This window comes from Alteromonas sp. McT4-15, from assembly GCF_020515205.1.
GTDB lineage: Bacteria > Pseudomonadota > Gammaproteobacteria > Enterobacterales > Alteromonadaceae > Alteromonas.
On record NZ_JAJALG010000026.1, the window covers coordinates 33440 to 59499 of the forward strand.

Here is a 26060-nt window from a genome sequence, read left to right on the forward strand (position 1 = left end):
ACTGTTTCACAGGTTTTGTATGGAAACATGTCGCAACAAATCATTAAACTGAATACGTCGAGAGCCTCTGTTAAGGTGGTAATTAAAAACCCTGATGAGTTGGTTGAGCTAAATGATCATATTGCAGTAATTGGCTCCTTTGAGCATCACTCAAAATATGGAGAACAATTCCTAGCAACGGATATTAGCCACTGTGCAGTCACACAAGAGCTTATCAGGAGTTTCTTGATGTCTTCCAATGGCATTGGCGAAAAGACTGCTGACAAGCTCATTAGGCGCTTCAAAGACAACCTTGTTGACCTTTTGGAGCGAAAAGATGTCGATAGCTTAATAGAACATAATGATGTTTCGAAAGCTGCTGCTGAACTGATTTGTCGTAATTGGCACAAACAAGCAGGAAAGATTCAACTAGTTCAATTCATGGAGCACGTATTACAAGATACCAAGCCAATGCAGAGAGCCAAGCTCTTAACCATTGGCAAAAGAGCATTCCAGTATTACGGTGAAAAGACTGCGGAAAAGTTAAGAGAAGATCCTTACCGAATTTGGTCATTCAGTAATTTTAAAAGCGCAGAACTTCTCGCGAAAGCGTTATGTGTGCCTGATGAAGATGAAAGACGAATCATTTGCGCCTTAGAGGATGCTTTATTCAGACAATTAGACTCCGGCCACACTCGCTGTAAACCATATTTATTTATTGATAACCTCACGAAACTAATTGGAGAAGAATTAGTATCAAAAGCACTCTCCATTGCATTAGATGAGTCTAAAAAAGAGCACCCCAGAATTATCGTTACTGAGCCTGAAAACGAGATTTTAACGGCAACGCAGAAGCTACATACAAGTTATTTCGCCTTACCTGCGTCTGTCATAATGGAGAACTACATTAAAGATCAGTTGTTGAGCAGAATTAAACGGGGGATTATTAATATTCAGGTGACAGAAGAAGAGCTTGATGACTACACGATATCTGGAGGCCATAAGCTTAGCAAAAAACAGCAACAAGCGGTAAAAACAGTGCTTAGCAACCCTATATCTTGTGTATCTGGGGGAGCAGGCACAGGCAAAACTAGCGTGTTATTTTGTGCTCATGAAATTATTACTCATGCAGGCAATCAAGTTTTACAAGTAGCACTATCAGGCAAGGCATCCAGACGGCTTGCGCAACAGACTGAGCGTGAAGCGATGACAATTGAAAAGTTGCTTAAAATTGTCAAGTGGGAGCCGGAGTATCTAGATCAATTCCCTTCACCATTAATCTTAATAGACGAAGCTTCTATGGTTGATTTGCATACGATGTATCGTTTGCTAAGGATATTGGAAGGAAGACCCGCAAGGCTCGTCTTTGTTGGAGATAGAGCACAGTTGCCACCTGTAGGTCCCGGTCTTATTTACCACAAGTTAATGGAATCCAACCTCGTACCGAGAGTTGAACTCACTGAAAATTTCAGATCTATCCAAGATATCAATAACACTGCTGTCGATATCAAAAAAGGTCATACACTGGAGTCAAAAAAACTAGTTCGAATTGTAAACTGCGAGAATGCGAAAGAAATGGTAGAGATCGCTAAACGTGAGTATGAGTGGAACTTAAGCGCTAAATCCCTCCATGTTATTGCAGCTCGAACTCGCACTGTTTCAGACATTAACATTAAGCTTCATGAATCAATTACCCATACTCGCAAAGTAATCCCCTCTGCACCAGAATTTAGAGAGGGTGATGCGGTTGTATATAAAGCCAATAACGCGGAACTTGGTATCGTGAATGGCTCAACAGGCGTTGTTACTGGCGGTAACGAAGATCTCATTATTGTTCGCTTTGATATTGAAGGGTTAGTGTCAATCCCAAAAGAGTCCATAAGAAATGAAAATGCCGGGGAATACCTTTTACAACACGGTTATGCACTAACTTGTCACAGCGCCCAAGGAAGTGAGTTTGATGTTGTTATTGTTGTTGTCGAGGATATGCCTATGGTTGAGCGTTCATGGCTTTACACTGCAATCACCAGAGCCAAGAAAAAAGTCATACTGGTAACCACAAACAACAGTATTCAAAAAGCGATAGATCGCGGTTTCGCGGCAGATCAAATTGAAGTGGGGTTTAAGTTATGAGCAATGTCATTCAATTAAATCCTGACGCTTCAAATCAATCGAAGAATAGTGCCGAAAATAGTGTATCAATTCAGATTCAATCAAAACATGAAGTAGAAAAGATACGTCGGGGAGATAGTGGATTTCCTATGATCTTTATAAAAGGAAGAGGCTATCTACATCGACATGCAAATGGATTTCTTCTTGCAAGATATAACTATCCCACATTTATCAATGAAGAGCTTGAGCAAACCACACTTGCAACGATACAAAATTACGCTGATCACATACGTCAATGGTTAAATGGGTGCGCTTTAACGGATACCTGCTATCTGCATGCTGACTACGATTACATGATCAAAATCCTTTCAATACTAAGAGAGAATGGTGTTTCTGAAGACTCTCTCAGTCAATATATATCGACATGGCGATTATTCTATCAGTACTTGGATAAAAAGGAGGTGCCTCACAATATGGTGCTTCCTAAAAAAATAAAGAAAACTAGGATGCTGGAGGAGGCAGCACAAGCTGGCGATTTCCTTAACTACACTCGTAAAAAGAATAGTCAGACCGTTACACAAGACCCTTTAATTGACGCAAAACGAAAAAAGAAACGCTCCTCTTACATCTCTCAAGTATTAACCAAAGAACAGATGCGTGAACTCATCAGTGAACTCAGACAAATTGATCCAGTTTATGGTGTTATGGCAAAAGTCCAGTTCGACACATGCCTCAGAATTAGCGAACTGGTGAAGTACTTTCCTCATACTTCTAATGAGCTTAACCCAGATTTTAAAAGCTATGGAGAAATGCATATTGAAGGTGAATTACAACAAAAGCTCAAGTTTAAAGGGAAAGGGCAAGTTGACCGCGAGATCGATTTGGATATTCGGACTTTGCAGCTCATAGAAGATAAATACCTCAATACCAAGAGGGAGAATTCAGACATCCCCCTTTATTCTGAGCGTAAACACCTATTTCTGACTAAATACCTCTCATCAAAACATGGAAAGAAAAATGTATTCTCTCATGACTCAGATGTGCTGTGGCTGAACAAAGAAGGCTACCCCGTTTCTAATGGTATGTATCAGGACGCCTTCAGAGAGGCTGCCAACAAATTAAAGAAACGAGGAGTAATCCCTCAGTTTGTTCATGTAAGGCCACATGCGATGAGACACACAGGAGCAACATTACGTCTCGTAAAATATAGAGAAGAAACTGGTGTGGATATTCACATAGACAACGATGGCGATATACACGCTTTTCTACAAGATCTCTTGGGTCACACCAAATTGGAAACTACACACCGTTACATACGAACTGTACGAGATAAAACATTTGGCAACCTTGCGTCAAAAACAATCATTCGAAATGAAGAATTATGGGAAGACGAATTGAGCAAAAATCCTGTCTTAGACAAAGGTATTAAAGCTATCAAAGATGGCATTGGAAAGCCCCCAAGTTAGCCCTTCCAAAATATGTTAAAATGGCTCAGCACAACAGCAAATATTCGAAATGCTGTTCCATTTTAAAGTATGGAGACCTTCGATAGGCTTTATGTGAATAAGTTCTAGCTTGACCTGACAGGTTACAAATAAAGAATTCTATTAAATCCGACATTTCAGCTATTGGTCAAAAGCGGAAAACTTGGCACTGGCTTCCCACGGGCTGCTTTGTACGCAGGCCGTATGAAAACTCTTCTGGTCAATATAATTAAGTGATCCTAAGTGAAAAGCAGAAAAAATTGGTACGAATGCACGATCAGATTTCAACGTAGCTCACATGTTTTCGTCTATTTGAATCGCCAGCAAAAAACTGTCCCTAAAATAGTTTTTACACAACCTGTAGGTGAAGCGGACATTTCATATTCTTTCCCATGAAAACACAGAATATGCTTTTTCAGAGGAAATGAGTGTTACTATGAAGTCTCAGCAATAAGCTGTTAGGTGCTTTGGAAAAGGAAACGGTGTAATGAATTATTCAACATCATGCTCTTGCGGAAAAATAGAAGTTGCTGCCAATTTTCCTTCACCGATAGAAGAGTATCAGGCTCGTGAATGTGACTGCGATTTTTGCACCTCGCGTGGCCTTGCCTACCTCTCTGACGTAAACGGCACTATCTCTTTCGCGCCTAAAGAAACCATGAACCAACTTAAACAAAGTTCAGGCCAAGCTACGTTTTGGGAGTGCGATAGTTGCCAAGATGTTGTTGCGGTTACCAACGAGAAAAACGGTGTAGTCAAAGGCGCAGTATCCAAACGGCTTTTCGCACAACATTTCAAACTCAAACCATCAATAACTGTCAGCCCTAAAAATCTGTCGGCTTCAGAAAAGTCCGACCGCTGGCCCACCGTTTGGTCAACAGTAATTTAAAGGTATGGTTTTGGCACCTATCAAGGCGCTTAACTTGCTCACTTCGTTCACTGGTACAAAAGGACTATTCCCAACAATGGTTATTTTAAAAGAAGAGCCGCCAAACGCGATTGATTTTGCTTCAATCAGAAACTCCGTTGGCTGGAAAAACCCAGAATTGTTATTCGTTCAACGTAGCATAGACTCATCCTTATTTTGGGTTTCATTGTACCTAGATAATAAACTCGTTGGTTGTGGCCGAGTTATTGGTGACAGGTCTATGTTTTTTTATATACAAGACATCATTGTTCACCCAAAGCATCAAAAACTTGGTCTAGGGTCAAAAATAATGCAGTCTATTAATAATTACCTATCTTTAAACTGCCCACCGGGTTCAACTATTGGACTTTTTTCAGCATATGGAAAAGAAAAGTTCTATGAAAAATTTGGGTTCCAATCACGCACTGGTGAAACGCTTGGCTTTGGTATGTGCAGGTTTATCTAGCCAAAGCCTTAACAGTTTATATTTTAAAAGCTTATTGCCGCTACGATTTGTCGCCCCTTATGTGGGTATTAGTTGCCTAAGGGGATTTTGGCAATGGTAGATATATTAAAAGCGGAACCAATTCATGCTCACGAGGTAAAAGACTTATTGAAGCAGTTAGGCTATGAAAGTATAGAATTGGAATTAATATCCGCCCTATCTCAACAGGAACATAATTCAGAGGTCTTTATTGCCAAGAAAGGAAACCAAGTAATTGCGCTCATGTCGCTCATTTACTTTTTTTATTTCCCTCTACAAAAATCTCTTTGTCGTATTACAGCCATTGTCGTAGATGAGAGTGTGAGAAATGTCGGGGTTGGCAAAAAGCTTATTAATTTTGCAGCAACTCAAGCACAAACTAAATCCTGTGCTCAATTAGAAGTCACAACATCTTTAGCTCGCAATGCGACACAAGCATACTACGAAAGTATTGGTTTTAAAAAAGCATCGTATCGGTATTATTTAGACATCGGCAACTAACAAGCCACCGTAGTCAGTCGCATGTGCTCGTTGGGACACAAGCACGTTGGCTCCCTTCTCTACGCTTTGTATTTTAGCCAATGTATTTGTGCCCCTAAGTGGGATGTTGACCGTCTGTTTGTTTTTAGCTGACCATGATAAACCGACTAATGAATTCGGCTTTTCGCTCTTTTCGGACATTAACTTGTTGCGGACTGTCAGATCGTGTATGAGTCAGTACACTTTATGTGTTCGGTAAACACTTAATGATTACTTTCAGTCATCATTTGTTGTTTTTTTAAAAAGATTACCATCAGTAAACACAAAATGATTACCAGATGTTAAGCCGACTTGGTCCAGACAAATAGGGATCATGATCAATACTTTTGTGGTTGATGATTCAGTAAGACCGGATTTTGCGGTCCTTCATAAGCATGGTAATTTGATGCGGTTACGCAGGGGTATGAACAGCGCATCTGGATGATGCGCGTCGCTCACAAGTATAAATCACCCTCATTCACCACCCTGCAAAACCTTTCTTACACCAATGCTTATTCGAATCGTTGGAACGATTCGCGTGACATTCTATTGGATTATGACTAACTGAAATTCAAGGATGAATGTATACCGCCGCAGGACGCGGCGATTATCTTTGTTATATACTATGTGTTGAGATGTTCTAGGTCATTTAGCTTATTTCTATCATCAGTTAAGTAATTTCCAGATGAAATTAAGTGTTATGAGGATTTCTGGCTATTAACACCATTCTATCTACGCTTTATTAAACCAACAGTTATATTTTCCAACATTGGTATCACGAAGTTGCCCACGGGTTAGGCATTAAGAACACATTGGATGGTGCAGGAACAGTTCGTGGCGCATTAAAAGAGCATGCGTCTGCATTAGAAGAGGGTAAAGCCGATATCTTGGGCTTGTACATGGTACAAAGCTTATTAGAAAAAGGCGAAATTACAGAGGGTACGCTGGAAGACTACTATGTTACTTTCATGGCAGGTATTTTCCGTTCCGTGCGTTTCGGTGCAAGTTCGGCCCACGGCAAAGCCAATATGATCCGCTTCAATTTCTTTGCTCAACAAGGCGCATTTGAGAAGACACAAGACGGTTTGTATCGCGTTAATATGGAAAAGATGGGCGCAGCAGTTGAAGCGTTATCTGAGCTTATCCTAACACTACAAGGTGACGGTGATTACGATGGCGTGGCCGACCTTGTAGCAACGATGGGCGTTATTAAGCCAGATTTAGCATCTGACCTAGCGCGTCTTGAAGCCGCGAGTATTCCGGTAGACATTCACTTTAACCAAGGCAAAAAAGTATTAGGGCTTGGTGACTAAGCACAACAGTTTAATACATTACAAAGCGCCACATGCTAAAGCATGAGGCGCTTTTTTATTGCTTGAATGTTTCCTTAGTAAGCCAATATCGCGAATTGTTTATCGACGAATCGATACTTCACTCTACATGTTGTTTCATATTTTCGGTATAGGGAGGCCAACCTAAAGGCTTTCCAGCTAAAACGTGCAAGTGTATGTGATACACCGTTTGCCCACCGAATTCATTGCAGTTCATCACTGTGCGATAACCCTGCTGTGCAAAACCATGCTCGGCTGCTACTTTTGCTGCTACATACGACAAATGCCCTACGACTTCGCGATCTTCTTTTGCAATATCATTAATGGTTGCTATCGCCTTTTTAGGTATCACCAAAAAATGGAGTGGTGCCTGAGGATTTATATCTTTAAAGGCAAGAGCTAATTCATCTTCATACAAGATTTCAGCAGGAATTTCTTTGTTGATAATTTTGGTAAATATTGTTTCCGACATTATTGATTTCCTTATGATTTTTCAGGGCGTATTTTATGCAAAAACAAACCATAGCAATACAGCACCTAGCGCAAGGCGATAGATAACAAAAGGCAACATGCCAATACGCGATATCCAACTCAAAAATAGATATATACACAAATAAGCACTCACGAAAGAAAACGCAGCACCGTACAATAAAGCAGACCAATCTACGGCTTCATTGGCATTTAATAAATCAAGTGTTGCAAGTAGCCCAGCCCCTAAGATGACGGGTATAGAAAGCAAAAAGGAGAAACGCGCACAGGCTTCCCGTTTTAGCCCAAGCATAAGCCCGGCTGTCATGGTAATACCTGATCGCGAGGTACCCGGAATGAGCGCAAGCACTTGTGCTAGACCTATAAATACCGCTTGCTTAAAAGTAAGACCTTCAAGTTCTTGCTCTCGCTTGGCGGTTGCGTCGGCGTACCACAGTAACAAACCGAAAAGAATAGTCGTTCCCGCGATAACCAGTGCCGTGCGCGCGTTATCCTCTATCCAGCCTTTCATTAAAAAGCCGATAATCACTGCTGGAATAGTCGCGATAATGACATACCATGCTAACTTACTATCTGTTGATTGCTGCTTAGTAAACCCCTGAGTTACCCATGCAACTGTCATTTGACCGATTTCTTGACGAAAATAAATCATGACCGCAAGTAAACTTCCCACGTGCACCGCAACATCAAACGCTAGCCCCTGACTCACCCAGCCAAATAGTTCAGCTGGTAACAATAGGTGGCCTGAGCTGCTTATGGGCAGAAACTCTGTAACGCCTTGAATAATTGCCAGAATTATAATTTCAAAAAGTGTCATTCCTTTGCTTAACTCCACGTAAAGTCAATAGGCCGAAGCTGTTGTTTTTGTTTATCGAATGCATCCCACATTTGGGCATAGGTTTTTTGTATTTCTGGGTGACGCTCGTTAGGCACAAGCTCAGCAAGTGGCCAGAGTACGAACGCGTTATAACAAATTTCTTCTCTGGGTAGCACTATAGGTTGCGTAGTGACTTTACTGTCATAAGTCAGCAAGTCTAAATCAAGCGTGCGCGCGCAGAATTTTTTGTCACTGTGCACGCGTCCATTGTCTTTCTCAATGGTTTTCAATGTTGAGCATACTGACTCAATATCCATCAATGTGGTTGCCCTCGCAACCAGATTGTAAAACGGACTACCATTGAACCCTACCGCTTCGCTCTCATACACTGACGATACGCTGACATCGTCAAAGTGCTGTTTTAGGGCCAATAATGACCGGCGGGTGTAATGCTCTCTATCAATGTTTGAGCCAATACTGATAAGAATAACGTGTTTGGACATTAAGACTGCTCTCGCCTCATCTCAACCGCAACCGTTTTTGCATTGGGCAGAATATCCGGCTTAACAATCTTCAAGGTAATAGCAGCAACTGAAAACTGTGTTAGTACGGCATCCATCACTTTACTGCCAAACGCTTCTAATAATTCAAACTGACTCTCTTTACCTACATTGACAATGCATTCAGCCACTTTTGCGTAATCGACTGTATCGTTGACATCGTCAGATTGCATGGCTGCGCGCAAATCGACATCCAAGATAACATCAAGCAACAACTCGGTATTGCGAACGCGTTCCCAGTCATATACTCCAATGAGAGTGTCGACGGACAACCCTGTTATATAAATTTTTCCCATGAATTCTATCAACTTATGTTATTGCTAGGCGCTAACGTGCATTAACTAGTCTGCATTAAGATACTGTGGACTTATGCTCATACGAACTATTGTACCTCCACGTAAACGCTATCCAATGTTTGTTTAGCTTCTTATTACACAATTTAACCAAGCAAATTAACTGCCAAAACAATTTAGAAGCTAAAAAAATAAGCGGTTAAAGGTGGTATATCACGTTTGGATGGAGTAGCTTTACATGCATTTACAGCCTGTCATCTATATCGCATTAGCGTCTTGCTCGGTATAGCGATAGGTATTTTGCTAACCGCAGCAAATTTGCCACAACTATAACGCTGTATGATAACAAGGGGCAACCAATGATTTCATTAACCATTTTAATGATAGCGGTCGCTTATCTTTTCGGCTCACTGTCCAGTGCAGTGGTGATCAGTCGCGCATTTGGTTTACCTGACCCCCGCACGGCAGGCTCTAAGAACCCAGGTGCTACAAATGTCTATCGATTAGGAGGGCGTATTCCGGCCCTGTTAGTGCTGGTAATGGATATTTTAAAAGGCACGATCCCTGTTTATGGCAGCTACTTTCTGGGCATTGAACCCGTGTTGCTCGGCGTTATCGCCATTGCTGCGTGTCTTGGTCATATCTTTCCACTGTATTTCGGATTTGAAGGTGGGAAAGCCGTGGCAACAGCATTTGGCGCTATGCTACCTATAGGTCTAGATTTGGCGGGCTTATTGATTCTATGTTGGATTGCTGTGGTATTTTTGACCGGTTATTCGTCGCTTGGGGCTATTTTAGCGGTATCGCTTGCCCCCCTATTTACCTACTGGATCAAACCTCTTTACACCATACCCGTGGCAATGCTGTCTCTGTTAATTGTCTTGCGCCACAAAGACAACATAGCCCGCCTATTGGCAGGCAATGAAAGTAAAGTGTGGGATAAAGGCAATATTAAAGAGTAAGACCACCACTGAGCACGTCTAACTTGCCATCAATGGCAGTAATAGGCGTAATACCCAGTATTTTAGCCAGTGCAGGATACAACTCTAAATTGCTAAAACGTGCAATCCGCTTATGTTTTTTAAAAGCGGGGCCTGAAGCAACGAACGTTGCTCCCATATCGGGCAGCGTATTTAAGTAACCATGGCCGCCTTTGCTGGAATAATTGTTTGCATCATTAACAAAGCGTGCCGGTGGCGCCACTTCAAGAAGAATATCACCTGTTCTTCTGTCTACTTCCATGCTGCGAGCAGCGCGCATAGTGCTATCAAGCACCGTAAATCGCCCCTTTGCAACAGCAGTAAGTCGCGCTTTTTCATGTGCTATCTCATCTGCGCTAATCTCTTCTCGAGCGTAAATTAATAACTGAGCACCTTCGTTTTCCACAAGAAAATCATCGGGAATATTGAGTGTGTCCACTTCAATAAATTGCAATTCATCAAGTGGCGTCATGCCATGGTCTGATACGACGACCAAGTTAACTGCAATATCTAACGCTTGTATACGGTCATAAAGTTGCCCTATCAACGCATCGACTTTCTGCACCGCGTGTTTCGTTTTCTCTGATAGGGGTCCTTCATCATGCCCTACCGTATCAGTTAGCGAAAAGTAGCCAGCAATAAACCGAGGACGAGACACCTCTGGTAAATTTAGCCACTGCATTATCTGCTCTACACGCTGTTGATAATCGGCATATTTTGAGTAATGAAAATGATAGGTCGGCAGGGCACCGGAAATACGGGCATCAGACTCGGGCCAAAAAAAGGTAGCGGCTTTTAAGCCATGAAATTCAGCTAGGTTCCACAAAGGTACAGCCGTTATCCATGTACTATCCATTCTACCGTAGCCCATTTTATAGTGTGCATAGCCCCCATCAACGGGGCGAGACTTGTCATAAAACCGATTATTTACTATGCCATGGTGCTTGGGTAACAAACCAGTGACTAACGAAATATGATTTGGGAAGGTATTAGCCGGATAGACAGGCGTCATTGCATCAGCCCTTACCCCGTTTTTGGCTATTCGCTTGAGGTTTGTCGCGTCGTGAAGCTCTATGTAATCGTGCCTGAATCCATCAAGAGAAATGAGCACAACGTGTTGTTGGGCATCTTTATTTCGGTGAGTGCCAAGGGGTGAGGTATCACCCTCGCTGGCAGTCTGTGCAGACGCCGACAGACACCAAAAGATGCAACACCAACCCCAAATCCTACTGACTTTTATCGCTTTCATTACCAAACTGTCCTTTTCTTAGTTTACCGCTATCGGTAATTTAGCGTGTTCGAGTTTCGATTAAATGGCATTAAGTGTATCAAGGGGCCATCTTGGTTTAGCTTGCGAAGATAAGCCCAGCACTTTGCCTGCTTTTAATCGCTGCATGCCAGCGTAGGCTATCATAGCGCCATTGTCAGTGCAGTATGCCAAACTTGGATAGAACACCTCACCCTTTAGGTCGTTCATTAATGATTTCATTTGTGCGCGCAGCATAGTATTTGCACTAACACCGCCAGCAATAACTAAACGTTTCATGCCGGTTTGTTTAAGGGCGCGCTTGCATTTAATAATAAGGGTATCAACCACTGCTTCTTGAAAGGCATAGGCAATATTCGCTTTTATTTGCTCTGCATCATTGCCGCTTAAATCTGCGTCGCGAATGGTATTGGCAGCAAACGTTTTAAGGCCACTGAAACTGAAATCGAGCCCTGGTCTATCTGTCATCGGACGCGGAAACTTGTAGTGACCTGCTTCACCCTGTTCGGCTAACTTTGCTAATAAAGGACCACCAGGATAATCAAGGCCAAGTAGCTTCGCCGTCTTGTCGAAGGCCTCGCCAGCGGCATCATCTATTGATTCACCAAGCACCTCATATTGACCTATTCCCTCAACTTTAACCAACATAGAGTGGCCACCAGATACTAATAGGGCAACAAAAGGAAACGCGGGCGCCTCCTCTTCTAACATGGGCGCAAGCAAATGCCCTTCCATGTGGTGAACCCCTACAGCAGGTACATTCCAAGCGTACGCCAGTGAACGTCCAACCGATGAGCCAACCAAGAGTGCCCCTACAAGTCCAGGGCCTTGCGTAAACGCTACGCCATCAATTTGATCTGGCGTTGTATTCGCATCTTCCATTGCTTTTTCAATAAGAGGAATGATCTTGCGCACGTGGTCGCGCGATGCCAGCTCAGGCACAACACCACCGTAATCGGCATGCAGCTTAACCTGGCTATACAATTCGTGAGACAATAAGCCCTGCGCGTCGTCATAAACGGCAATGCCAGTTTCGTCACACGATGTTTCAATTCCTAATATACGCATTGGAAGTAACCCTATTTGCAACCTTTGAAATTAAAAAAATGATCTGCAAATTTTTCTGGCGATCTGTCACGATCATCATTATGATCTCGCCGCGATCATAACAATACCCATACAAACTCTAGTGGTTTTTACTAGACGTTATTATGGGTCGCCCACTTGCTAGGGCGCAGAGTTTACCTTTAATCCCGTGTTCATGGAATGCTAACAAAGGGGTAAATGCACAATATTGGCTAATTTTTAGCAATTCATCCTTTACTTTCTCTGTAGATATGATTAGAATTTCGCACCATTTTTAACCCGGGTGGCCTTTTTAGCGCACAATTTTACCCGGATTTACACAGTAAAAGTTTTGAGGTGAGTGTTTAATGCCTATCGTTAAAGTTAGAGAAAACGAGCCGTTTGATGTGGCGCTGCGTCGTTTTAAGCGTTCTTGTGAAAAAGCAGGTGTTCTTTCTGAAGTTCGTCGTCGTGAATTCTTCGAAAAACCAACTTGGGAACGCAAGCGCAAGAAAGCTGCCGCTAAAAAGCGTCATCTTAAGAAGCTAGCTCGTGAAAACGCACGTCGCGTAAAACTCTACTAATATAGGGTTAAGTAACGAGTCTGAAAGGTGTTGCAATTGCAGCACCTTTCGCGTTTCTGGGCCCCTATTTTTTCAGTCGAACCCGTTTGTTCCCACTCAAATGGTTGCATTTGATTTTTAACCTGAGGCTTAATAGGCCACCGATAAAAATAAAACAGGAAGCATCATGGCACTAATTGATGATTTAAAAGAAGCACAGAAAGACGCAATGCGCGCAAAAGATAAGGTGCGTCTAGGCACCATTCGCATGGCACTTGCTGCTATCAAGCAAAAAGAAATTGATGAGCAAATTACCTTAGATGATAGTGCTATCTTAGCGGTATTAACCAAAATGGTTAAGCAGCGCCAAGACGCCGCAGCACAATATGATGCGGCTAATCGCGATGATCTGGCTAGCATTGAGCGTGAAGAAATTACCCATATTGAAGGCTTTCTACCTCAGCCGTTAACCGACGATGAGCTAAATGCACTTATCGATGAAACGATGACCGCGACTGGCGCGTCTGGTATGCAGGATATGGGTAAAGTAATGGGAGCTCTTAAGCCGCAAGTACAAGGCCGTACGGATATGGGCGCACTAAGCGCTAAAATTAAGGCTCGCCTTAACGCTTAAATAGGCTTTTGTTCTACGCCTAGTTTTTGTCTAATGCAGAGCGATTGACGCCATGTTAGTCGTTCTCATTTTGTGACTTCCCTGATACAGTAACCGTTGTTTTACGTTTTTGACTCCCCCATGGCCGGAAAAATACCTCGCGATTTCATTGATGACTTACTCTCTCGTACCGATGTGGTAGAAGTAGTAGATAGTCGAGTTAAGCTCAAAAAAGCTGGCAAGAACTACCAAGCCTGTTGCCCTTTTCACAATGAAAAATCCCCTTCATTTACCGTTAGCCAAGACAAACAGTTCTACCACTGCTTTGGATGTGGCGCCCATGGAAATGCCATTTCGTTCATCATGGAATTTGACCGACTTGAGTTTGTTGAAGCCATAGAAGAGCTGGCGCGCTATCACGGCCTTGAAGTGCCGCGAGAAAAAGGTAGCCGTCCAGCGATGAGTGAGGAAAAAAAGCAACAACAGCAAGACGACTATGCCGTAATGGAGCAAGTTACTCGCTTTTTTCAGCATCAGCTACGACAAAATAGCAACAGCAAAAAAGCTATCGATTACCTTAAAAATCGTGGGCTTAGTGGCGATATTGTAAAGCAATGGGAAATTGGCTATGCGCCCGATAGTTGGGATGCTCTGTTAAAAACCTTTGGTACTGATCCACAACGTATCAAGCAACTCGTGGATTTAAAGCTAGTTAATCGCAACGACCAAGGTCGCACATACGACTTCTTTCGCGATCGTATTATGTTTCCGATACGCGATAAACGCGGTCGAGTCGTTGGCTTTGGTGGTCGCGTTCTTGATGATGGTGGTCCAAAATACTTGAACTCACCTGAAACGCGAATATTTCACAAAGGCAGTGAGCTGTTTGGATTCTATTCTGCGCGTCAGCAAAATCGAACCCTAGATACCGTAGTCATTGTTGAAGGCTATATGGATGTAGTGGCGTTAAGCCAATTTGACATCAATATTGCAACTGCGGCACTTGGCACGGCAACCACGCCTGAGCACATCCAAATGTTGGTTCGCGCCACTTCACATATTGTATGTTGCTATGATGGCGACCGAGCCGGACGCGAGGCTGCATGGCGCGCGCTTGAAAATGCATTACCAGCTTTAAAGGATGGTGTTCGCCTATCGTTTCTATTTCTACCCGACGGTGAAGACCCAGACACTATGGTTCGCCAAGTGGGTAAAGACGCCTTTATGGGTATGTTGGATAAGGCAATGCCGTTATCTCGTTTCTTCTTTGAAAATTTATTAAAAACCCACAACGTAGGTACCCCTGAAGGCAAAATTGCGCTCAAAAAAGCCGCCATGCCACTTATTGAAAGCGTTTTGGGTGACGATCAGAAACAAATGCTACTAGAAGAACTTGCCAAGCATACTGGTGAGTTTGATCGCTTTAAACTGCAACAAGACATCACGCGTGCCAATCAAGGTGCTAAACACGCATTTTCACCTAACCGTACGCAGGTGAATAAACCAAAGCTGTCGCCGCTACGCATGCTAATTCGACTACTATTGGACAAACCTGAACTGGCATCACGCTGCGAAGATGTGCAAATAGGTATTTTTGCCGGCAGCCAAGCAGCAGGTATGGATTTGCTGCGCGATATTCACGCTTATTGCGAGGCAAATCCAAGAGCGAATACTGCACAGCTTGTTGAAAATTTCCGCGGTCATCCCCACTCTACTACTATCGCGAAATTATTGTTACAAGAACACTTGGTAAAAGACGAGGATGCTGAACGGGTTTATAACGACAGCTTCGCTCGCTTACTTGACGGGCATTTCGATAGCCGAATTGAAACCTTAATTTCACGCTCGCGGGTTCAGCCGCTCACTAAAGCGGAAAAAGAGGAACTGACCCTGCTCATGAGGGAGAGGCAGAAAAGTTAACCCCATCTGCAAAGTGAATTTTGTATTGTCTTTTTGTATTTGGCTACTGGCTAAAAATTCAGCCACCAATCTGGTAAAACCACCGCAAACTCTGCTATACTGGCTAATTCGCTGCATGTGTAGGTAAAACCGTAAGGTTAACCTACAATTAAACAAAAATGCAGCAATGTAAGTAGCAAAGATATAGCCGAACATAACGGGCAGAACCAAACCCGAGCAGATGTGCATCGCAAAATAGTGGTTTACACCAGCGTGGCATCGAGCAGAAGCGGCCTTGATACAAAGCAGTACTACAGCAGATAGGGAACATACCTAAACGTATGTTGTCTTTTCTATTGCAAACTAATTGAATGTGAGAAGTGTAGGTTATATGGCGCAAAGCAAGCAGTCTCAGATTAAACTCCTGATTGCAAAAGGTAAAGAGCAAGGTTACTTAACCTTTGCAGAAGTAAACGACCACCTGCCGCAAGATATTGTCGATTCTGATCAAATCGAAGACATAATCCGCATGATTAACGACATGGGAATTCAAGTTTCTGAATCAGCTCCTGATGCAGATGAACTTCTCATGCAAGAAGCGAATGCCGATGAAGATGCAGCGGAAGCTGCTGCTCAAGCACTTGCTACCGTAGAGAGTGAAATAGGCCGCACCACAGACCCTGTTCGTATGTATATGCGTGAAATGGGTACGGTTGAGCTATTAACACGCGAGGGCGAGATTGAAATTGCCAAGCGTATTGAAGATGGTATTAACCAAGTTCAGTGTTCAGTTGCTGAATACCCTGAAGCCATCACTTATCTTCTTGACCAGTGGGACCTTTACGAAGCTGAAGAGATTCGCTTAAGCGATATAATCTCTGGTTTTGTTGATCCTAACGACGATCAAGATTTAGCACCAACAGCGACACACGTTGGCTCAGAGTTGTCTGAAGAAGAACTCGACGACGAAGATGATGACAGCGATGACGATGAAAGTGAAGAAGATGATAGCGGCGTAGATCCAGAATTGGCGCGCGAGCGCTTTGCTGAGCTACGTGAGCAATATCAAAAAACACGCACTGTTATCGAGAAGAAAGGTCGTGCTCACGCTGACGCTCGCGAGCAAATTAACGCGCTGAGCGACGTGTTTAAAGAATTCCGATTAGTACCTAAGCAGTTTGATCGCATGGTTAGAAACATGCGTGAAATGATGGACAAAGTGCGTATTCAAGAACGCCTTGTTATGAAGTTCTGCGTGGTAAATGCAAAAATGCCTAAGAAAGATTTTATTAAGGCATTTGCAGGCAACGAAACATCTTCTGCTTGGTTACATGAAGCAGTTAAATCAGGTGCGCCTTACGCGGCTGAACTTGCGGTCAACCAAGAAGAAATTGAACGTTGTATTAGCAAGATGAACCAAGTAGAACAGGAAACTGGCTTGGTTATCGCAGATATCAAAGATATCAACCGTCGCATGTCAATCGGCGAGGCAAAAGCACGCCGTGCGAAGAAAGAGATGGTTGAAGCGAACTTACGTCTAGTAATTTCGATTGCGAAAAAGTACACCAACCGCGGTCTTCAATTCCTTGACCTTATTCAAGAAGGTAACATTGGTCTAATGAAGGCGGTTGATAAGTTCGAATACCGTCGAGGTTATAAGTTCTCAACTTATGCAACATGGTGGATTCGTCAGGCGATCACACGTTCAATTGCGGACCAAGCACGTACTATTCGTATTCCGGTTCACATGATTGAAACGATCAACAAACTTAATCGAATTTCACGCCAAATGCTTCAGGAAATGGGTCGTGAGCCTACTCCTGAAGAGTTGTCTGAGCGTATGTTGATGCCAGAAGACAAGATTCGCAAAGTACTTAAAATCGCGAAAGAGCCAATCTCGATGGAAACTCCCATCGGTGATGATGAAGATTCACATCTTGGCGACTTTATCGAGGATAGCACGATTATTCAGCCGCTCGATTCTGCAACAGGCGGAAGCTTGAAAGACGCAACACAAGAAGTATTAGCGGGCCTTACTGCGCGTGAAGCGAAAGTGTTACGTATGCGTTTTGGTATCGATATGAACACCGACCACACGCTTGAAGAAGTAGGTAAGCAATTTGACGTAACCCGTGAGCGTATTCGTCAGATTGAAGCCAAAGCACTTCGCAAGCTTCGCCACCCAAGCCGCTCTGAGCAGCTACGAAGCTTCCTAGACGAGTAACGTGGTTAACGATGAATATGAGTTAAGGTTTACATAAACCTTCTCTGCTTTGATTAGCAAAATCCTCAGCAAATGCTGGGGATTTTTTTTACCCATAAAAAAACGCCTCTTTGAAAGAGGCGTTTTCAATTCATCTTACCTGTAGCGCTACATTACACTCTGAACTGCTTAGCAATTGACTCGAGATGTTGCGCTAGGTCAGCAAGTTCGTTACACATGCTACCAAGCTCTCCAGAACGACTCGCGGTTTGCTCAGTACGCTGATGAATTTCATCAACATGGCGCACAATATCAACGGCCACAGTACGCTGCTCTTCAGTGTTGTGAGCTATTTGCTCGTTCATCTGATTAATACGACCAATTGTGCTGGTAATAGTTTCTAAGCTACTGCCTGCTTTATTCGCTGTTTCTACACTGCTTGTAGCTTGCTCGGTACCGCGAGACATAACTTCCACCGCAGAATGTGCAGCGTTTTGAAGTTGCTCAATAGTGCTTTGAATCTCTTCTGTCGATTGCTGTGTTCTTGACGCCAACGTACGCACTTCATCGGCAACTACCGCAAATCCGCGGCCTTGTTCACCCGCACGAGCAGCCTCGATTGCAGCATTAAGCGCAAGTAAGTTGGTTTGCTCTGCAATACCTTTGATAACATCAAGCACAGAGCCAACTTTATTTGAATCAGCTTCAAGGCGCGCAATAACATCTGCCGTTTCGCGTACATTTTCTGCTAACTGCTGAATGCTGGTCACCGTCTGTTGTACGATTTTGCGCCCCTCGCCTGCAGCGGTTGTGGCTTCATTCGCATCGTTTGCCGCTTGCGCTGCGCTGTGAGCAACGCCATCTACAGAGCCACTCATGGTATCAACTGCGCGTTTAGCGTTGGTTGCAGACTGCTGCTGTACATCAATGGTGCGCTGTGTCTCTTCGGTAACGCCTCGCAGATTTTGGGCAAGGTTTGAAAGCGGTAAACTTGCTTCAACTACATCGCGAACAACGCCCTGTAGTTTGTCCATGAATTGATTAAACCAATAAACAAGTTCACCAATTTCATCCTCGCTTTTGGTATCGATACGCACGGTGAGGTCACCATTTTCTTGCGCTATATCTTTAAGCGAGCGAACCACATCATCAATGCTCTGCTTGATACCGCGCACAATGGGAATTGCGGTCGCAAACAATAAAATAGTAACAACGATTGCCAAAATGACACCCGTGCTGATAAGTGAAGTGTTGGCGGTATCGGTGTTTTCAAACGCTTCTTCGAAAGCGGCTTCTTGCTCGTCTCTAAAACGCGTCATCGAAGCAATAACACCGTCATAAGAATTGTTCATCTGCGATGACAACTCGCCTAAACGGCTAAAGTCGGCGGTACCATCGATCATCGACTGAGAAACGTCAAAAGCGACTTTAAAATAGTCATCGAACCCTGAAGAGATTCGTGAAATATCAGAGCGAAAATCAGAGCTGATGTTGGCAATTTGATTAAGACCTGATTTAGCTTCTTGCGCAAGGTCTTGTGCTACCGATAACGTGTCTTGGTCACCTGTGGTTACCGCGCTCGCTAGGGTATCTCGCACTTTTTGCATTTCAACCAGCGTTGACGCTGACAACTGGAGCGCCGGGTACTGAACTTTCTGCACCTTTTCCAAGGTAGCGCCGTTATTTAGCGCAGTAAATACAGTAATAAGTAAATAAACAATAAAACTTAGCGCTGCGATCCCTGGAATCAGGAATATCTTCGTCGCAATTGGCATTTTCTTCAGAAAGTTCATCAGCTATCTCACGATTTTGGTTATTTTTCGCTTCCCTATTATCAGGCTAACCTAAAAAATAGTTCTTGCCATTATTTATCTACAGAAACACTAAAAACTTTAGCAAAAAAGGCCTTACACCAAGTGTAAGGCCTTATTTATATTAAAAAACGTAATTAGCACCAATCTTCAGCAACGTCGCATCGTTAAGGTCGTTAAGATCATCTGAGTACCACGTTACATCAACTTTCAACGCAAAACCTGGCTCTACATCGTAACGAAGACCTGCAGTCACCGCAGACACCTCTAAATCTTGCTGTGTCGCTATGCCAGCAGCAGTTTGATATAGCACATTGTAGGTTGCATCAGTAACTGCATCACCAGTTGCGATATTGCTTGGCATAGCCGCAACAAGACCTAGTTGACGTGCATTGTCAGCTTCTTCTACTTCATAGGTAATGTGTGGAGTGAACTTCCCTAGGCGTAGACCGGCAGTGACATACCACGCTTTGTTATCAGCAATAATTGAATTATCAACTTCTTGTTGAGTAAACTCAGCACCCACAAACCAATCGTATTTATCTACTGCTGCTGCCACTTCAAAAAAGCTACCCGTGTCTTCATTTACACTGAAGCCTTCAGCGGCCGCTTGCGCTGGTGCTACAACCGCACCAAACTGATTAAGTGCACTTACAAAACCATCGAAGTCAGCGTTAGCGGCACTAACCTTGGCACGGCCAAGAAGCGTACGCGCACTGAACCAATCGCGAGTAACCTCAAAAGATAGCGCTACAACGTTTTGAAGCTCTAGTTCAGCAGGTGTACCAGAAATTGTTGTGTCAGTTTCAGTACGTCCCGCAGTAAGCTGCACGCCATATTCCCAATCACCAGAAAAGTTAGTGTAGTCAACGCGTACACCATCAATATTATTGAAATCTAGACCGTAAACAGCATCTGGCGGCGTTAACCAGTGGTATGAGTAACCGATATCAAGCGATGATGAATACTTAAATAAAGGCACGCGCATACGGCCCGCACTAATGTTGGTAGTGTTGCTAAGCGCGTAGGTCATATAGGCCCACTCGAACTCGGCGTCGTAATCTTCGCTACCGCGGCCCACAACCTGTGCGGTAGCAGACAACTTGTCGCTTACATCGCCTCTTACTTGAAGTCCAAATACACTGGCAGGATCGAAATTGAAATCGTCGTCGTAGCCATAAACAGCTTCATCACTGTCTAAAGTCATACCGCCGATAAGGTTTGCAAAACCATTAATTTGAACGTCTGCGAAAGCAGGAGCCGCCATAAGGCCGGCCATTGAAAGAATAGCAATTTTGGTTTTCATGCGTGTTCCTTGAAATTTGAATATGACGGTAAATTAAAACGTGGCAACTACGCGAACGCTGTCGTTCACGGCACTTGCGTCAACATAACCGATAGCACCTGGATTGGCTGCTACTGCTGAGATTACTGCTGCATCGTTTGCCAATGCTTTTGGCGGCTGCCCTTTACCGGTGAAAACTAACTTAGACCAAAATGCAGTTAGTTGAGCCGCTGATTTGTTAAGTACTTTACCGTTGAATTCTTCCGTTGCCGCTTGACCTTCTTCAAGTGCAATAGGCTCAGCTTGTGTACCGCTAGGAAATGCTTTTGCTTTGTTTAAAAATAAACGGCTGATGCTGTCTTTATCTAGTGCGTCGCCATTACCAGGGTGAACAATAACTGCTACTTCAGCAAAAGCTACGTTACAGCATAAGCTTGCTGCAAGTATCCATTTCTTCATGGTGTGTCCTCTCAATTTTGTTGGAATGCTAGCTCTTAGCTCCATATCTACAACACCCTTTTTTATTATTATCGGGTGTGTCGCTTTCTTTAACCTTTCGGCCTAGCTTTGCTTCAAGCAAAGTAAGTATTAGTCACAAATGCCATATTTGCCACTGCGGACTAAAAATATGTATTCGATTTTAATGTCTAAAAATTAGCGACTTATACGAGCGTTTGAATATGGGGCGAAGTTTAGAGGAAGAATGGCGTTAATCAACTATACAATTGTCTAATCGATTTATTTTATATTTATTGAGAACTATAAGCCTAATGAATGGCTGTTAAAAATAGAAAATTAAGTATTATTTTTCAATACGTTAAATGAATACCCATAAGCAAATCAGAAATCTAAGCGCACTCTGACCGTATAATATTAAATACGTGAGTGATCAATATTTATACCTTTACACAACTAAAGCATGAATAAAAAGCGAGCAAAAAAGAAAATTTCGCTCGCTTAAGTAGAGTATGTTTTCCTTTATTCCCCCTTTTTATAGGGAATTTCTTTCTCAAGTGTATTTATTTTGAGCGTGCGTTGAAGCGGTGACCCCGTGTTTCGAGCAAGCCAACTGTATGCGGTAGGCACTACATACAACGTCATAAAAGCAGAGACTAGGACGCCGGAGAATATAACCATACCAATAACCATTCGACTCTCGGCCCCCGGACCTGAAGCCAGCACTAACGGTAATGAACTAAATACAGTCGTGAATCCAGTCATTACAATTGGGCGTAGTCGTTGTGCTGAAGCACGTTTAAGTGCCAGCTCAAACTCCATTCCGGCATCGCGAAGCTGATTGGAAAATTCGACAATCAGAATACCGTTTTTCGCCGCAAGGCCTATTAACATTACCAGTCCGATTTGACTGTAGATATTAATCGTCATATCTGAGAAGAACAGCCCTATATACGCCCCAACTAACGCTAGCGGTACCGTTAGCATGATAACGAGCGGATGTACCCAGCTCTCAAACTGCGCCGCCAATATCAGGTATGTAACCGCCAGCGCGAGCATAAATACATACACAAATGAGTTGCCTGCTTCGTGATAGAGCTGAGACTCACCCTTATAGTCAATTGAAACATTGTCTGGCAACTCAGTGCGCACAATATCTTCAAGATAGGTAAGTGCCTGCCCCAAGGTATACCCATCAGCCAAATTTGCCGATATGGTTACTGCACGCATTCTATTGTAACGATTTAATTGCGCTGAAGTGGCTTGCTCTTCAAAGGTAAGTAAGTTGTCCATTGGAATAAGCTCGCCAGTACGTGATGAACGCACGTACAAGTTTTCAATGCTATTGGGGCTTCTAAAATCTGCTTCAATCCCTTCAAGAATGACGTCGTACTCTTCCCCTCTGTCGAGGAAAGTCGACACGCGGCGTTGACCTAGCATCACTTCTAAGGTGCGCCCTATGTCGCTTATTGATACACCAAGATCGGCGGCTCGATCGCGATTAATGTTCACCAATAGCTGTGGAGATGTTTCTTTATAATCCGAATCTAAGCGAATTAACCCGTTATTCTCACTTGCTTTTTCCAGTACCGTATCTCGCCATGCCACAAGATTTTCATAAGTATCTCCTTGCAACACAAACTGTACTGGACGTCCAAAGCCACCACCGGACACCCCACTGCGCATGATCGCAAATGCGCGTACATCAGGCACAGCATTTAGCTTGGCACTAATTTCATCCATAAGTTCAAAGGTACTAAAATCACGCTCGTCCCAGTCCGCTGAGCCCACAATCGCGATACCTGCATTACCACCAAAACCCGGCGTTCTCACCAACAAGCGATTTATCTTTCCGCTTTCTCGATAAGGCATGAGTACATCTTCTATTTGCTTAAGGTTTGCCGCATTGCTTTCAAAACTCGCGCCTTCCTGAGCATTCATCAAGATGAAAAAATTTCCTCTATCTTCTTTTGGTACAAATTCGCTTGGCACTTTTTCTGACAACTGGAAAACCGCCACTATTGCGATTGCCAACATGATCAGCATAAGAAGGGGTTGGTGCAGCGTTTTGCCTAAACTGTTGAAATAGCCATTTTCCAGCGCACTAAAACGCTTATCCATCCAGCTTCCAAAACCTGATGAACGCTCGCGTTTTTTAAGAATTTTCGACGCCATCATGGGCGATAACGTCAATGCGGTAAAACTTGAAAATGCAACGGCCGCAGCGATAGCTAGGGCAAACTCAGTAAACAAACGGCCGATATTACCCTCTAAGAAAACTAACGGCACAAATACGGAAATAAGGACAAGGGTAGTGGCAATGACGGCGAAACCCACTTCTCTTGCACCGCGATAGGCTGCAAGAATAGGCGGCTCCCCCATTTCAATACGACGATAAATATTCTCAAGTACTACAATCGCGTCATCGACCACTAAGCCAATAGCCAACACCATCGCCAAGAGCGTTAATAAATTAATAGAGAAGCCCAATGCGTACATAACGATGAAGGCCGCTATAATTGACACTGGTACCGTAACAGCAGGTATTAAAGTAGCGCGCACATTACCTAAGAAAAGATAAATAACGATGACGACCATCATCATGGCAATGGCGAGCGTTTGATATACTTCATCAATCGACGCTTCAATAAATACGGAAGAATCGTAGCTTGGGACAATGAAAATATTGTCAGGCAAGCTCGCTTCAATTTTCTCTATTTGCGCTTTAGCTGCCCGAGCAACATCAAGGGTATTGGCCTTAGATTGCTTTACAATACCCAGACCAATCATATTAACGCCATCACCGCGAAACTCGGTTTCATCGTCTTCGGCCGTTAGCTCTACGTTAGCAATTTCGCCCAAACGCACGAGATAACCATTGTCGCCAACAGCAACCGTTAACGCTGCAAAATCGTCAGGCGTCAAAAAGGTTCTCGCTACGCGTACTTCAAAGTTTCTATCTGTCGACTCGACTTCACCAGCCGGAAGTTCTACATTTTCTGCGCGAATAACCTGCTCTACGTCGCTTACGGTGATACCGCGTGCGGCCATGGCATTTCTATCCAAGAACACTTTCATTGCATAGCGACGTCCACCACCTATTTGAACGCGGGCGACACCGTCAACAATCGATAGCCTGTCAACCAAAAAACGTTCGGCGTAATCGGTTAACTCCATGGTGTTAAGGTTGGTACTTCTCAAGTTGTACCACACCACTGCGCTCTCATCTGAATTGGCTTTAGACACTTCAGGAGGATCGGCCTGGTCTGGTAAATTATTGAGGGCTCGGCTTACGCGCTCTCTTACATCATTTGCGGCAGCGTCGATATCTCGTGATAATTTGAACTCAATCGTAATATCTGAGCGACCATTACGCGATGTAGACGTTACGTTTTTAATCCCTTCAATACCAGAAATCCTATCTTCTAGTAACTGGGTAATACGGGTTTCAACAATGTTCGCTGACGCACCAGTATAAGTTGTTGATACTGAAACAATAGGCGGGTCGATATCAGGGTATTCGCGAAGAGACAGCATCGACACCGCGACAATACCAAAAATGATAAGTAGTAAGTTTATTACCGTGGCAAAAACTGGACGTTTTACCGAAACATCTGACAGTAACATACGCGTCGCCCCTTATCGGTTAAGCACATTAACAGGCGACTGGTCGCGCACGCGAAGTGTCCCTTCCGTTATCACTTCATCACCGCTTACAAGACCGTTAACAATTTGCACCAGCCCAGGACGTCGCTCTCCAATGGAGACTTCTACCTGATGTGCTACATCGTCTTTAACCACGTAAACAAATTGTTTATCTTCAACCGGTACAAGTGCTTTTTCAGGAACAACCAGCGTATCAAGCACGCGTTTTTCTACCGTTACGGTTAATAACATTCCTGGACGAAGGCGACCGTCTTTGTTCTGTATAATGGCTCTAGCTCGAATGGCACGACTGACAGGGTCAAGGCGCGTATCGATGTTGCTAATAACGCCTTCAAAATCGACCCCAGGATAAGCCACTGACGATGCAGTGATACGCTGACCTTTGGCAACGCTCGCCAAGTGATTTTCAGCAATACTGAAGTCCACCTTAACCACGCTAATATCGTCTAGTGTTGTTATTGTGCTACCTGGCTGCACAAGCGAACCGATACTGATAACGCGGTTACCTAGTAACCCACTAAAAGGGGCACGAATTTGCAAATCGTTTAATTGTGCTCGGGCGATGTCCAGTTGCGCTTCTAGCGCTTTTACGCGAGCTTGCTGCTCATCAAGTAGCTGCTCAGACGTAGCGTTAGACTGCCGCAAATCAGCAATACGTGAGAACTGGCGTTTAGCTTCTTCAATATTGGCTTTAAGCTCCTCGACTCGCGCACGCTCTTGAGAGTTATTAAGCTGAACGAGCAGCTCGCCCTGTTCTACTTTGTCGCCATCATCAAAATTAATGGCTTGAACCGTGTCAGTAACTTGCGACGTGATATTCACAGACTCATTGGCAATCGTTGTACCAAGCGATTCAATTGTGATGGGAAAGGTTTTAGCACTCACTATTGCCGTTTTAACTGGCGTGGCGCGCGGGCCACTACGTTGTGCGGCTTCATTCTCGGGTAGGTTTAAGTACACTACAACGCCTGCCAATAGAACGACACCAATTAATAGTGGCGACAATGAAAATCGTGAAGACATAACCTTTCCTATGGTAAATGGACGGTAACCTGAACGCTTGTCAGAAAACCGCAAGCACGCAATGCCTAATAGAGACAATAGACTCAAATCAATAAATTACGTACTGTGTTATTATTCTAGAGCGTGTTGACCTTTGCGGTACACTTTTTGTTCACTCCAAGCGAGTATCAGGCAATGAACGAGTTGCGTGGTTTGGTTATTCCAAATTAGCGACGAGTAAAGCCGCATGAGGCTCGCTTGGATGAACCTTTCAG

At 43.7% G+C, this 26060-nt stretch carries 21 protein-coding genes and 1 pseudogene; 11 read left to right on the plus strand and 11 right to left on the minus strand.

All coding sequences use genetic code 11. The annotated features are described in order from the left end of the window. The first annotated feature begins 27 nt into the window (after positions 1-27). The 6 genes and pseudogenes from LHL20_RS15635 to LHL20_RS15660 form a co-directional block, all read left to right on the plus strand. The gene (locus tag LHL20_RS15635) at positions 28-2112 is read left to right on the plus strand and encodes an AAA family ATPase (protein WP_226433960.1); all 2085 of its coding nucleotides are present in this window, start codon (positions 28-30) and stop codon (positions 2110-2112) included. Further along, on the plus strand, positions 2109-3557 hold the full coding sequence (locus LHL20_RS15640) for a tyrosine-type recombinase/integrase (protein ID WP_226433961.1): 1449 nt from the start codon (positions 2109-2111) through the stop codon (positions 3555-3557). Before LHL20_RS15635 ends, LHL20_RS15640 begins: the two co-directional genes overlap by 4 nt. 505 nt (positions 3558-4062) lie before the next feature. Further along, positions 4063-4464, plus strand: coding sequence for an aldehyde-activating protein (locus LHL20_RS15645; protein ID WP_226433962.1), 402 nt, complete (start codon positions 4063-4065; stop codon positions 4462-4464). A gap of 10 nt (positions 4465-4474) precedes the next feature. Continuing rightward, positions 4475-4948 carry a GNAT family N-acetyltransferase gene (locus LHL20_RS15650; RefSeq protein WP_319003241.1) on the plus strand — a complete coding sequence of 158 codons (474 nt, stop codon included), beginning with the start codon at positions 4475-4477 and terminating at the stop codon, positions 4946-4948. A gap of 93 nt (positions 4949-5041) precedes the next feature. After that, positions 5042-5467 carry a GNAT family N-acetyltransferase gene (locus LHL20_RS15655; protein WP_226433963.1) on the plus strand — a complete coding sequence of 142 codons (426 nt, stop codon included), beginning with the start codon at positions 5042-5044 and terminating at the stop codon, positions 5465-5467. 791 nt (positions 5468-6258) lie between these two features. Then, positions 6259-6798: pseudogene (locus LHL20_RS15660) on the plus strand (dipeptidyl-peptidase 3 family protein); the annotation flags it as partial. Positions 6799-6916: 118 nt separating this feature from the next. Here the strand turns inward: LHL20_RS15660 and LHL20_RS15665 are convergent. The 4 genes from LHL20_RS15665 to folB are packed head-to-tail and all read right to left on the minus strand — an operon-like array spanning position 6917 to position 8978. Continuing rightward, positions 6917-7288: a histidine triad nucleotide-binding protein gene (locus LHL20_RS15665; protein WP_159623999.1), complete on the minus strand. Its 372-nt coding sequence runs from the start codon at positions 7286-7288 to the stop codon at positions 6917-6919. A 33-nt stretch (positions 7289-7321) separates the two neighbouring features. Next, positions 7322-8122: an undecaprenyl-diphosphate phosphatase gene (locus tag LHL20_RS15670; protein WP_226433964.1), complete on the minus strand. Its 801-nt coding sequence runs from the start codon at positions 8120-8122 to the stop codon at positions 7322-7324. Positions 8123-8130: 8 nt separating this feature from the next. Beyond that, positions 8131-8625 (minus strand): 2-amino-4-hydroxy-6-hydroxymethyldihydropteridine diphosphokinase, encoded by a 495-nt coding sequence (gene folK / locus LHL20_RS15675; RefSeq protein ID WP_226433965.1) that lies wholly within the window; start codon positions 8623-8625, stop codon positions 8131-8133. Then, the gene (gene folB, locus LHL20_RS15680; RefSeq protein ID WP_159624002.1) at positions 8625-8978 is read right to left on the minus strand and encodes a dihydroneopterin aldolase; all 354 of its coding nucleotides are present in this window, start codon (positions 8976-8978) and stop codon (positions 8625-8627) included. Before folB ends, folK begins: the two co-directional genes overlap by 1 nt. Positions 8979-9334: 356 nt before the next feature. Here folB and plsY point away from each other — a divergent pair, with 356 nt between their 5' ends. Beyond that, the gene (gene plsY, locus LHL20_RS15685) at positions 9335-9937 is read left to right on the plus strand and encodes a glycerol-3-phosphate 1-O-acyltransferase PlsY (RefSeq protein WP_202263541.1); all 603 of its coding nucleotides are present in this window, start codon (positions 9335-9337) and stop codon (positions 9935-9937) included. Here the strand turns inward: plsY and LHL20_RS15690 are convergent. Both LHL20_RS15690 and tsaD read right to left on the minus strand, forming a co-directional pair. Continuing rightward, positions 9927-11204 carry an alkaline phosphatase family protein gene (locus LHL20_RS15690; protein ID WP_226433966.1) on the minus strand — a complete coding sequence of 426 codons (1278 nt, stop codon included), beginning with the start codon at positions 11202-11204 and terminating at the stop codon, positions 9927-9929. The genes plsY and LHL20_RS15690 overlap by 11 nt on opposite strands. A 60-nt stretch (positions 11205-11264) precedes the next feature. Next, on the minus strand, positions 11265-12290 hold the full coding sequence (gene tsaD, locus LHL20_RS15695) for a tRNA (adenosine(37)-N6)-threonylcarbamoyltransferase complex transferase subunit TsaD (RefSeq protein WP_226433967.1): 1026 nt from the start codon (positions 12288-12290) through the stop codon (positions 11265-11267). Between the two features lie 365 nt (positions 12291-12655). Between tsaD and rpsU the strand changes: the two genes are divergently transcribed. The 4 genes from rpsU to rpoD all read left to right on the plus strand — a co-directional run bounded on the left by rpsU (position 12656) and on the right by rpoD (position 17586). Then, the gene (gene rpsU, locus LHL20_RS15700; protein WP_012517258.1) at positions 12656-12871 is read left to right on the plus strand and encodes a 30S ribosomal protein S21; all 216 of its coding nucleotides are present in this window, start codon (positions 12656-12658) and stop codon (positions 12869-12871) included. Positions 12872-13037: 166 nt separating this feature from the next. Continuing rightward, positions 13038-13484 carry a GatB/YqeY domain-containing protein gene (locus LHL20_RS15705; RefSeq protein ID WP_159624006.1) on the plus strand — a complete coding sequence of 149 codons (447 nt, stop codon included), beginning with the start codon at positions 13038-13040 and terminating at the stop codon, positions 13482-13484. A gap of 120 nt (positions 13485-13604) precedes the next feature. Then, entirely contained in the window at positions 13605-15383 is a 1779-nt protein-coding gene (dnaG, locus tag LHL20_RS15710; protein WP_202263534.1) for a DNA primase, read from the plus strand. 370 nt (positions 15384-15753) lie between these two features. Next, the gene (rpoD, locus tag LHL20_RS15715) at positions 15754-17586 is read left to right on the plus strand and encodes an RNA polymerase sigma factor RpoD (protein WP_226433968.1); all 1833 of its coding nucleotides are present in this window, start codon (positions 15754-15756) and stop codon (positions 17584-17586) included. Positions 17587-17738: 152 nt separating this feature from the next. On the opposite strand, the gene LHL20_RS15720 is transcribed toward rpoD, so the two are convergent. From LHL20_RS15720 to LHL20_RS15740, 5 genes are all read right to left on the minus strand, one after another. Next, positions 17739-19358, minus strand: a complete 1620-nt coding sequence (locus tag LHL20_RS15720) for a methyl-accepting chemotaxis protein (RefSeq protein ID WP_226433969.1) — start codon at positions 19356-19358, stop codon at positions 17739-17741. Between the two features lie 142 nt (positions 19359-19500). After that, positions 19501-20682, minus strand: coding sequence for a topoisomerase IV (locus LHL20_RS15725; RefSeq protein WP_202263530.1), 1182 nt, complete (start codon positions 20680-20682; stop codon positions 19501-19503). Between the two features lie 33 nt (positions 20683-20715). Next, entirely contained in the window at positions 20716-21120 is a 405-nt protein-coding gene (locus tag LHL20_RS15730) for a phosphate ABC transporter substrate-binding protein (RefSeq protein ID WP_202263528.1), read from the minus strand. Between the two features lie 519 nt (positions 21121-21639). Beyond that, positions 21640-24744, minus strand: coding sequence for an efflux RND transporter permease subunit (locus LHL20_RS15735; protein WP_226433970.1), 3105 nt, complete (start codon positions 24742-24744; stop codon positions 21640-21642). A 12-nt stretch (positions 24745-24756) separates the two neighbouring features. After that, on the minus strand, positions 24757-25806 hold the full coding sequence (locus LHL20_RS15740) for an efflux RND transporter periplasmic adaptor subunit (protein ID WP_226433971.1): 1050 nt from the start codon (positions 25804-25806) through the stop codon (positions 24757-24759). Positions 25807-26060 lie beyond the last annotated feature (254 nt).

Excerpts from the sequence above, each read along its gene's own strand:
- LHL20_RS15635 (WP_226433960.1), top strand. The coding sequence starts at position 28 with ATGTCGCAACAAATCATTAAACTGAATACGTCGAGAGCCTCTGTTAAG.
- LHL20_RS15640 (WP_226433961.1), top strand. The coding sequence starts at position 2,109 with ATGAGCAATGTCATTCAATTAAATCCTGACGCTTCAAATCAATCGAAG.
- LHL20_RS15645 (WP_226433962.1), top strand. The coding sequence starts at position 4,063 with ATGAATTATTCAACATCATGCTCTTGCGGAAAAATAGAAGTTGCTGCC.
- LHL20_RS15655 (WP_226433963.1), top strand. The coding sequence starts at position 5,042 with ATGGTAGATATATTAAAAGCGGAACCAATTCATGCTCACGAGGTAAAA.
- LHL20_RS15665 (WP_159623999.1), bottom strand. The coding sequence starts at position 7,288 with ATGTCGGAAACAATATTTACCAAAATTATCAACAAAGAAATTCCTGCT.
- LHL20_RS15670 (WP_226433964.1), bottom strand. The coding sequence starts at position 8,122 with ATGACACTTTTTGAAATTATAATTCTGGCAATTATTCAAGGCGTTACA.
- folK (WP_226433965.1), bottom strand. The coding sequence starts at position 8,625 with ATGTCCAAACACGTTATTCTTATCAGTATTGGCTCAAACATTGATAGA.
- folB (WP_159624002.1), bottom strand. The coding sequence starts at position 8,978 with ATGGGAAAAATTTATATAACAGGGTTGTCCGTCGACACTCTCATTGGA.
- plsY (WP_202263541.1), top strand. The coding sequence starts at position 9,335 with ATGATTTCATTAACCATTTTAATGATAGCGGTCGCTTATCTTTTCGGC.
- LHL20_RS15690 (WP_226433966.1), bottom strand. The coding sequence starts at position 11,204 with ATGAAAGCGATAAAAGTCAGTAGGATTTGGGGTTGGTGTTGCATCTTT.
- tsaD (WP_226433967.1), bottom strand. The coding sequence starts at position 12,290 with ATGCGTATATTAGGAATTGAAACATCGTGTGACGAAACTGGCATTGCC.
- rpsU (WP_012517258.1), top strand. The coding sequence starts at position 12,656 with ATGCCTATCGTTAAAGTTAGAGAAAACGAGCCGTTTGATGTGGCGCTG.
- LHL20_RS15705 (WP_159624006.1), top strand. The coding sequence starts at position 13,038 with ATGGCACTAATTGATGATTTAAAAGAAGCACAGAAAGACGCAATGCGC.
- dnaG (WP_202263534.1), top strand. The coding sequence starts at position 13,605 with ATGGCCGGAAAAATACCTCGCGATTTCATTGATGACTTACTCTCTCGT.
- rpoD (WP_226433968.1), top strand. The coding sequence starts at position 15,754 with ATGGCGCAAAGCAAGCAGTCTCAGATTAAACTCCTGATTGCAAAAGGT.
- LHL20_RS15720 (WP_226433969.1), bottom strand. The coding sequence starts at position 19,358 with ATGAACTTTCTGAAGAAAATGCCAATTGCGACGAAGATATTCCTGATT.
- LHL20_RS15725 (WP_202263530.1), bottom strand. The coding sequence starts at position 20,682 with ATGAAAACCAAAATTGCTATTCTTTCAATGGCCGGCCTTATGGCGGCT.
- LHL20_RS15730 (WP_202263528.1), bottom strand. The coding sequence starts at position 21,120 with ATGAAGAAATGGATACTTGCAGCAAGCTTATGCTGTAACGTAGCTTTT.
- LHL20_RS15735 (WP_226433970.1), bottom strand. The coding sequence starts at position 24,744 with ATGTTACTGTCAGATGTTTCGGTAAAACGTCCAGTTTTTGCCACGGTA.
- LHL20_RS15740 (WP_226433971.1), bottom strand. The coding sequence starts at position 25,806 with ATGTCTTCACGATTTTCATTGTCGCCACTATTAATTGGTGTCGTTCTA.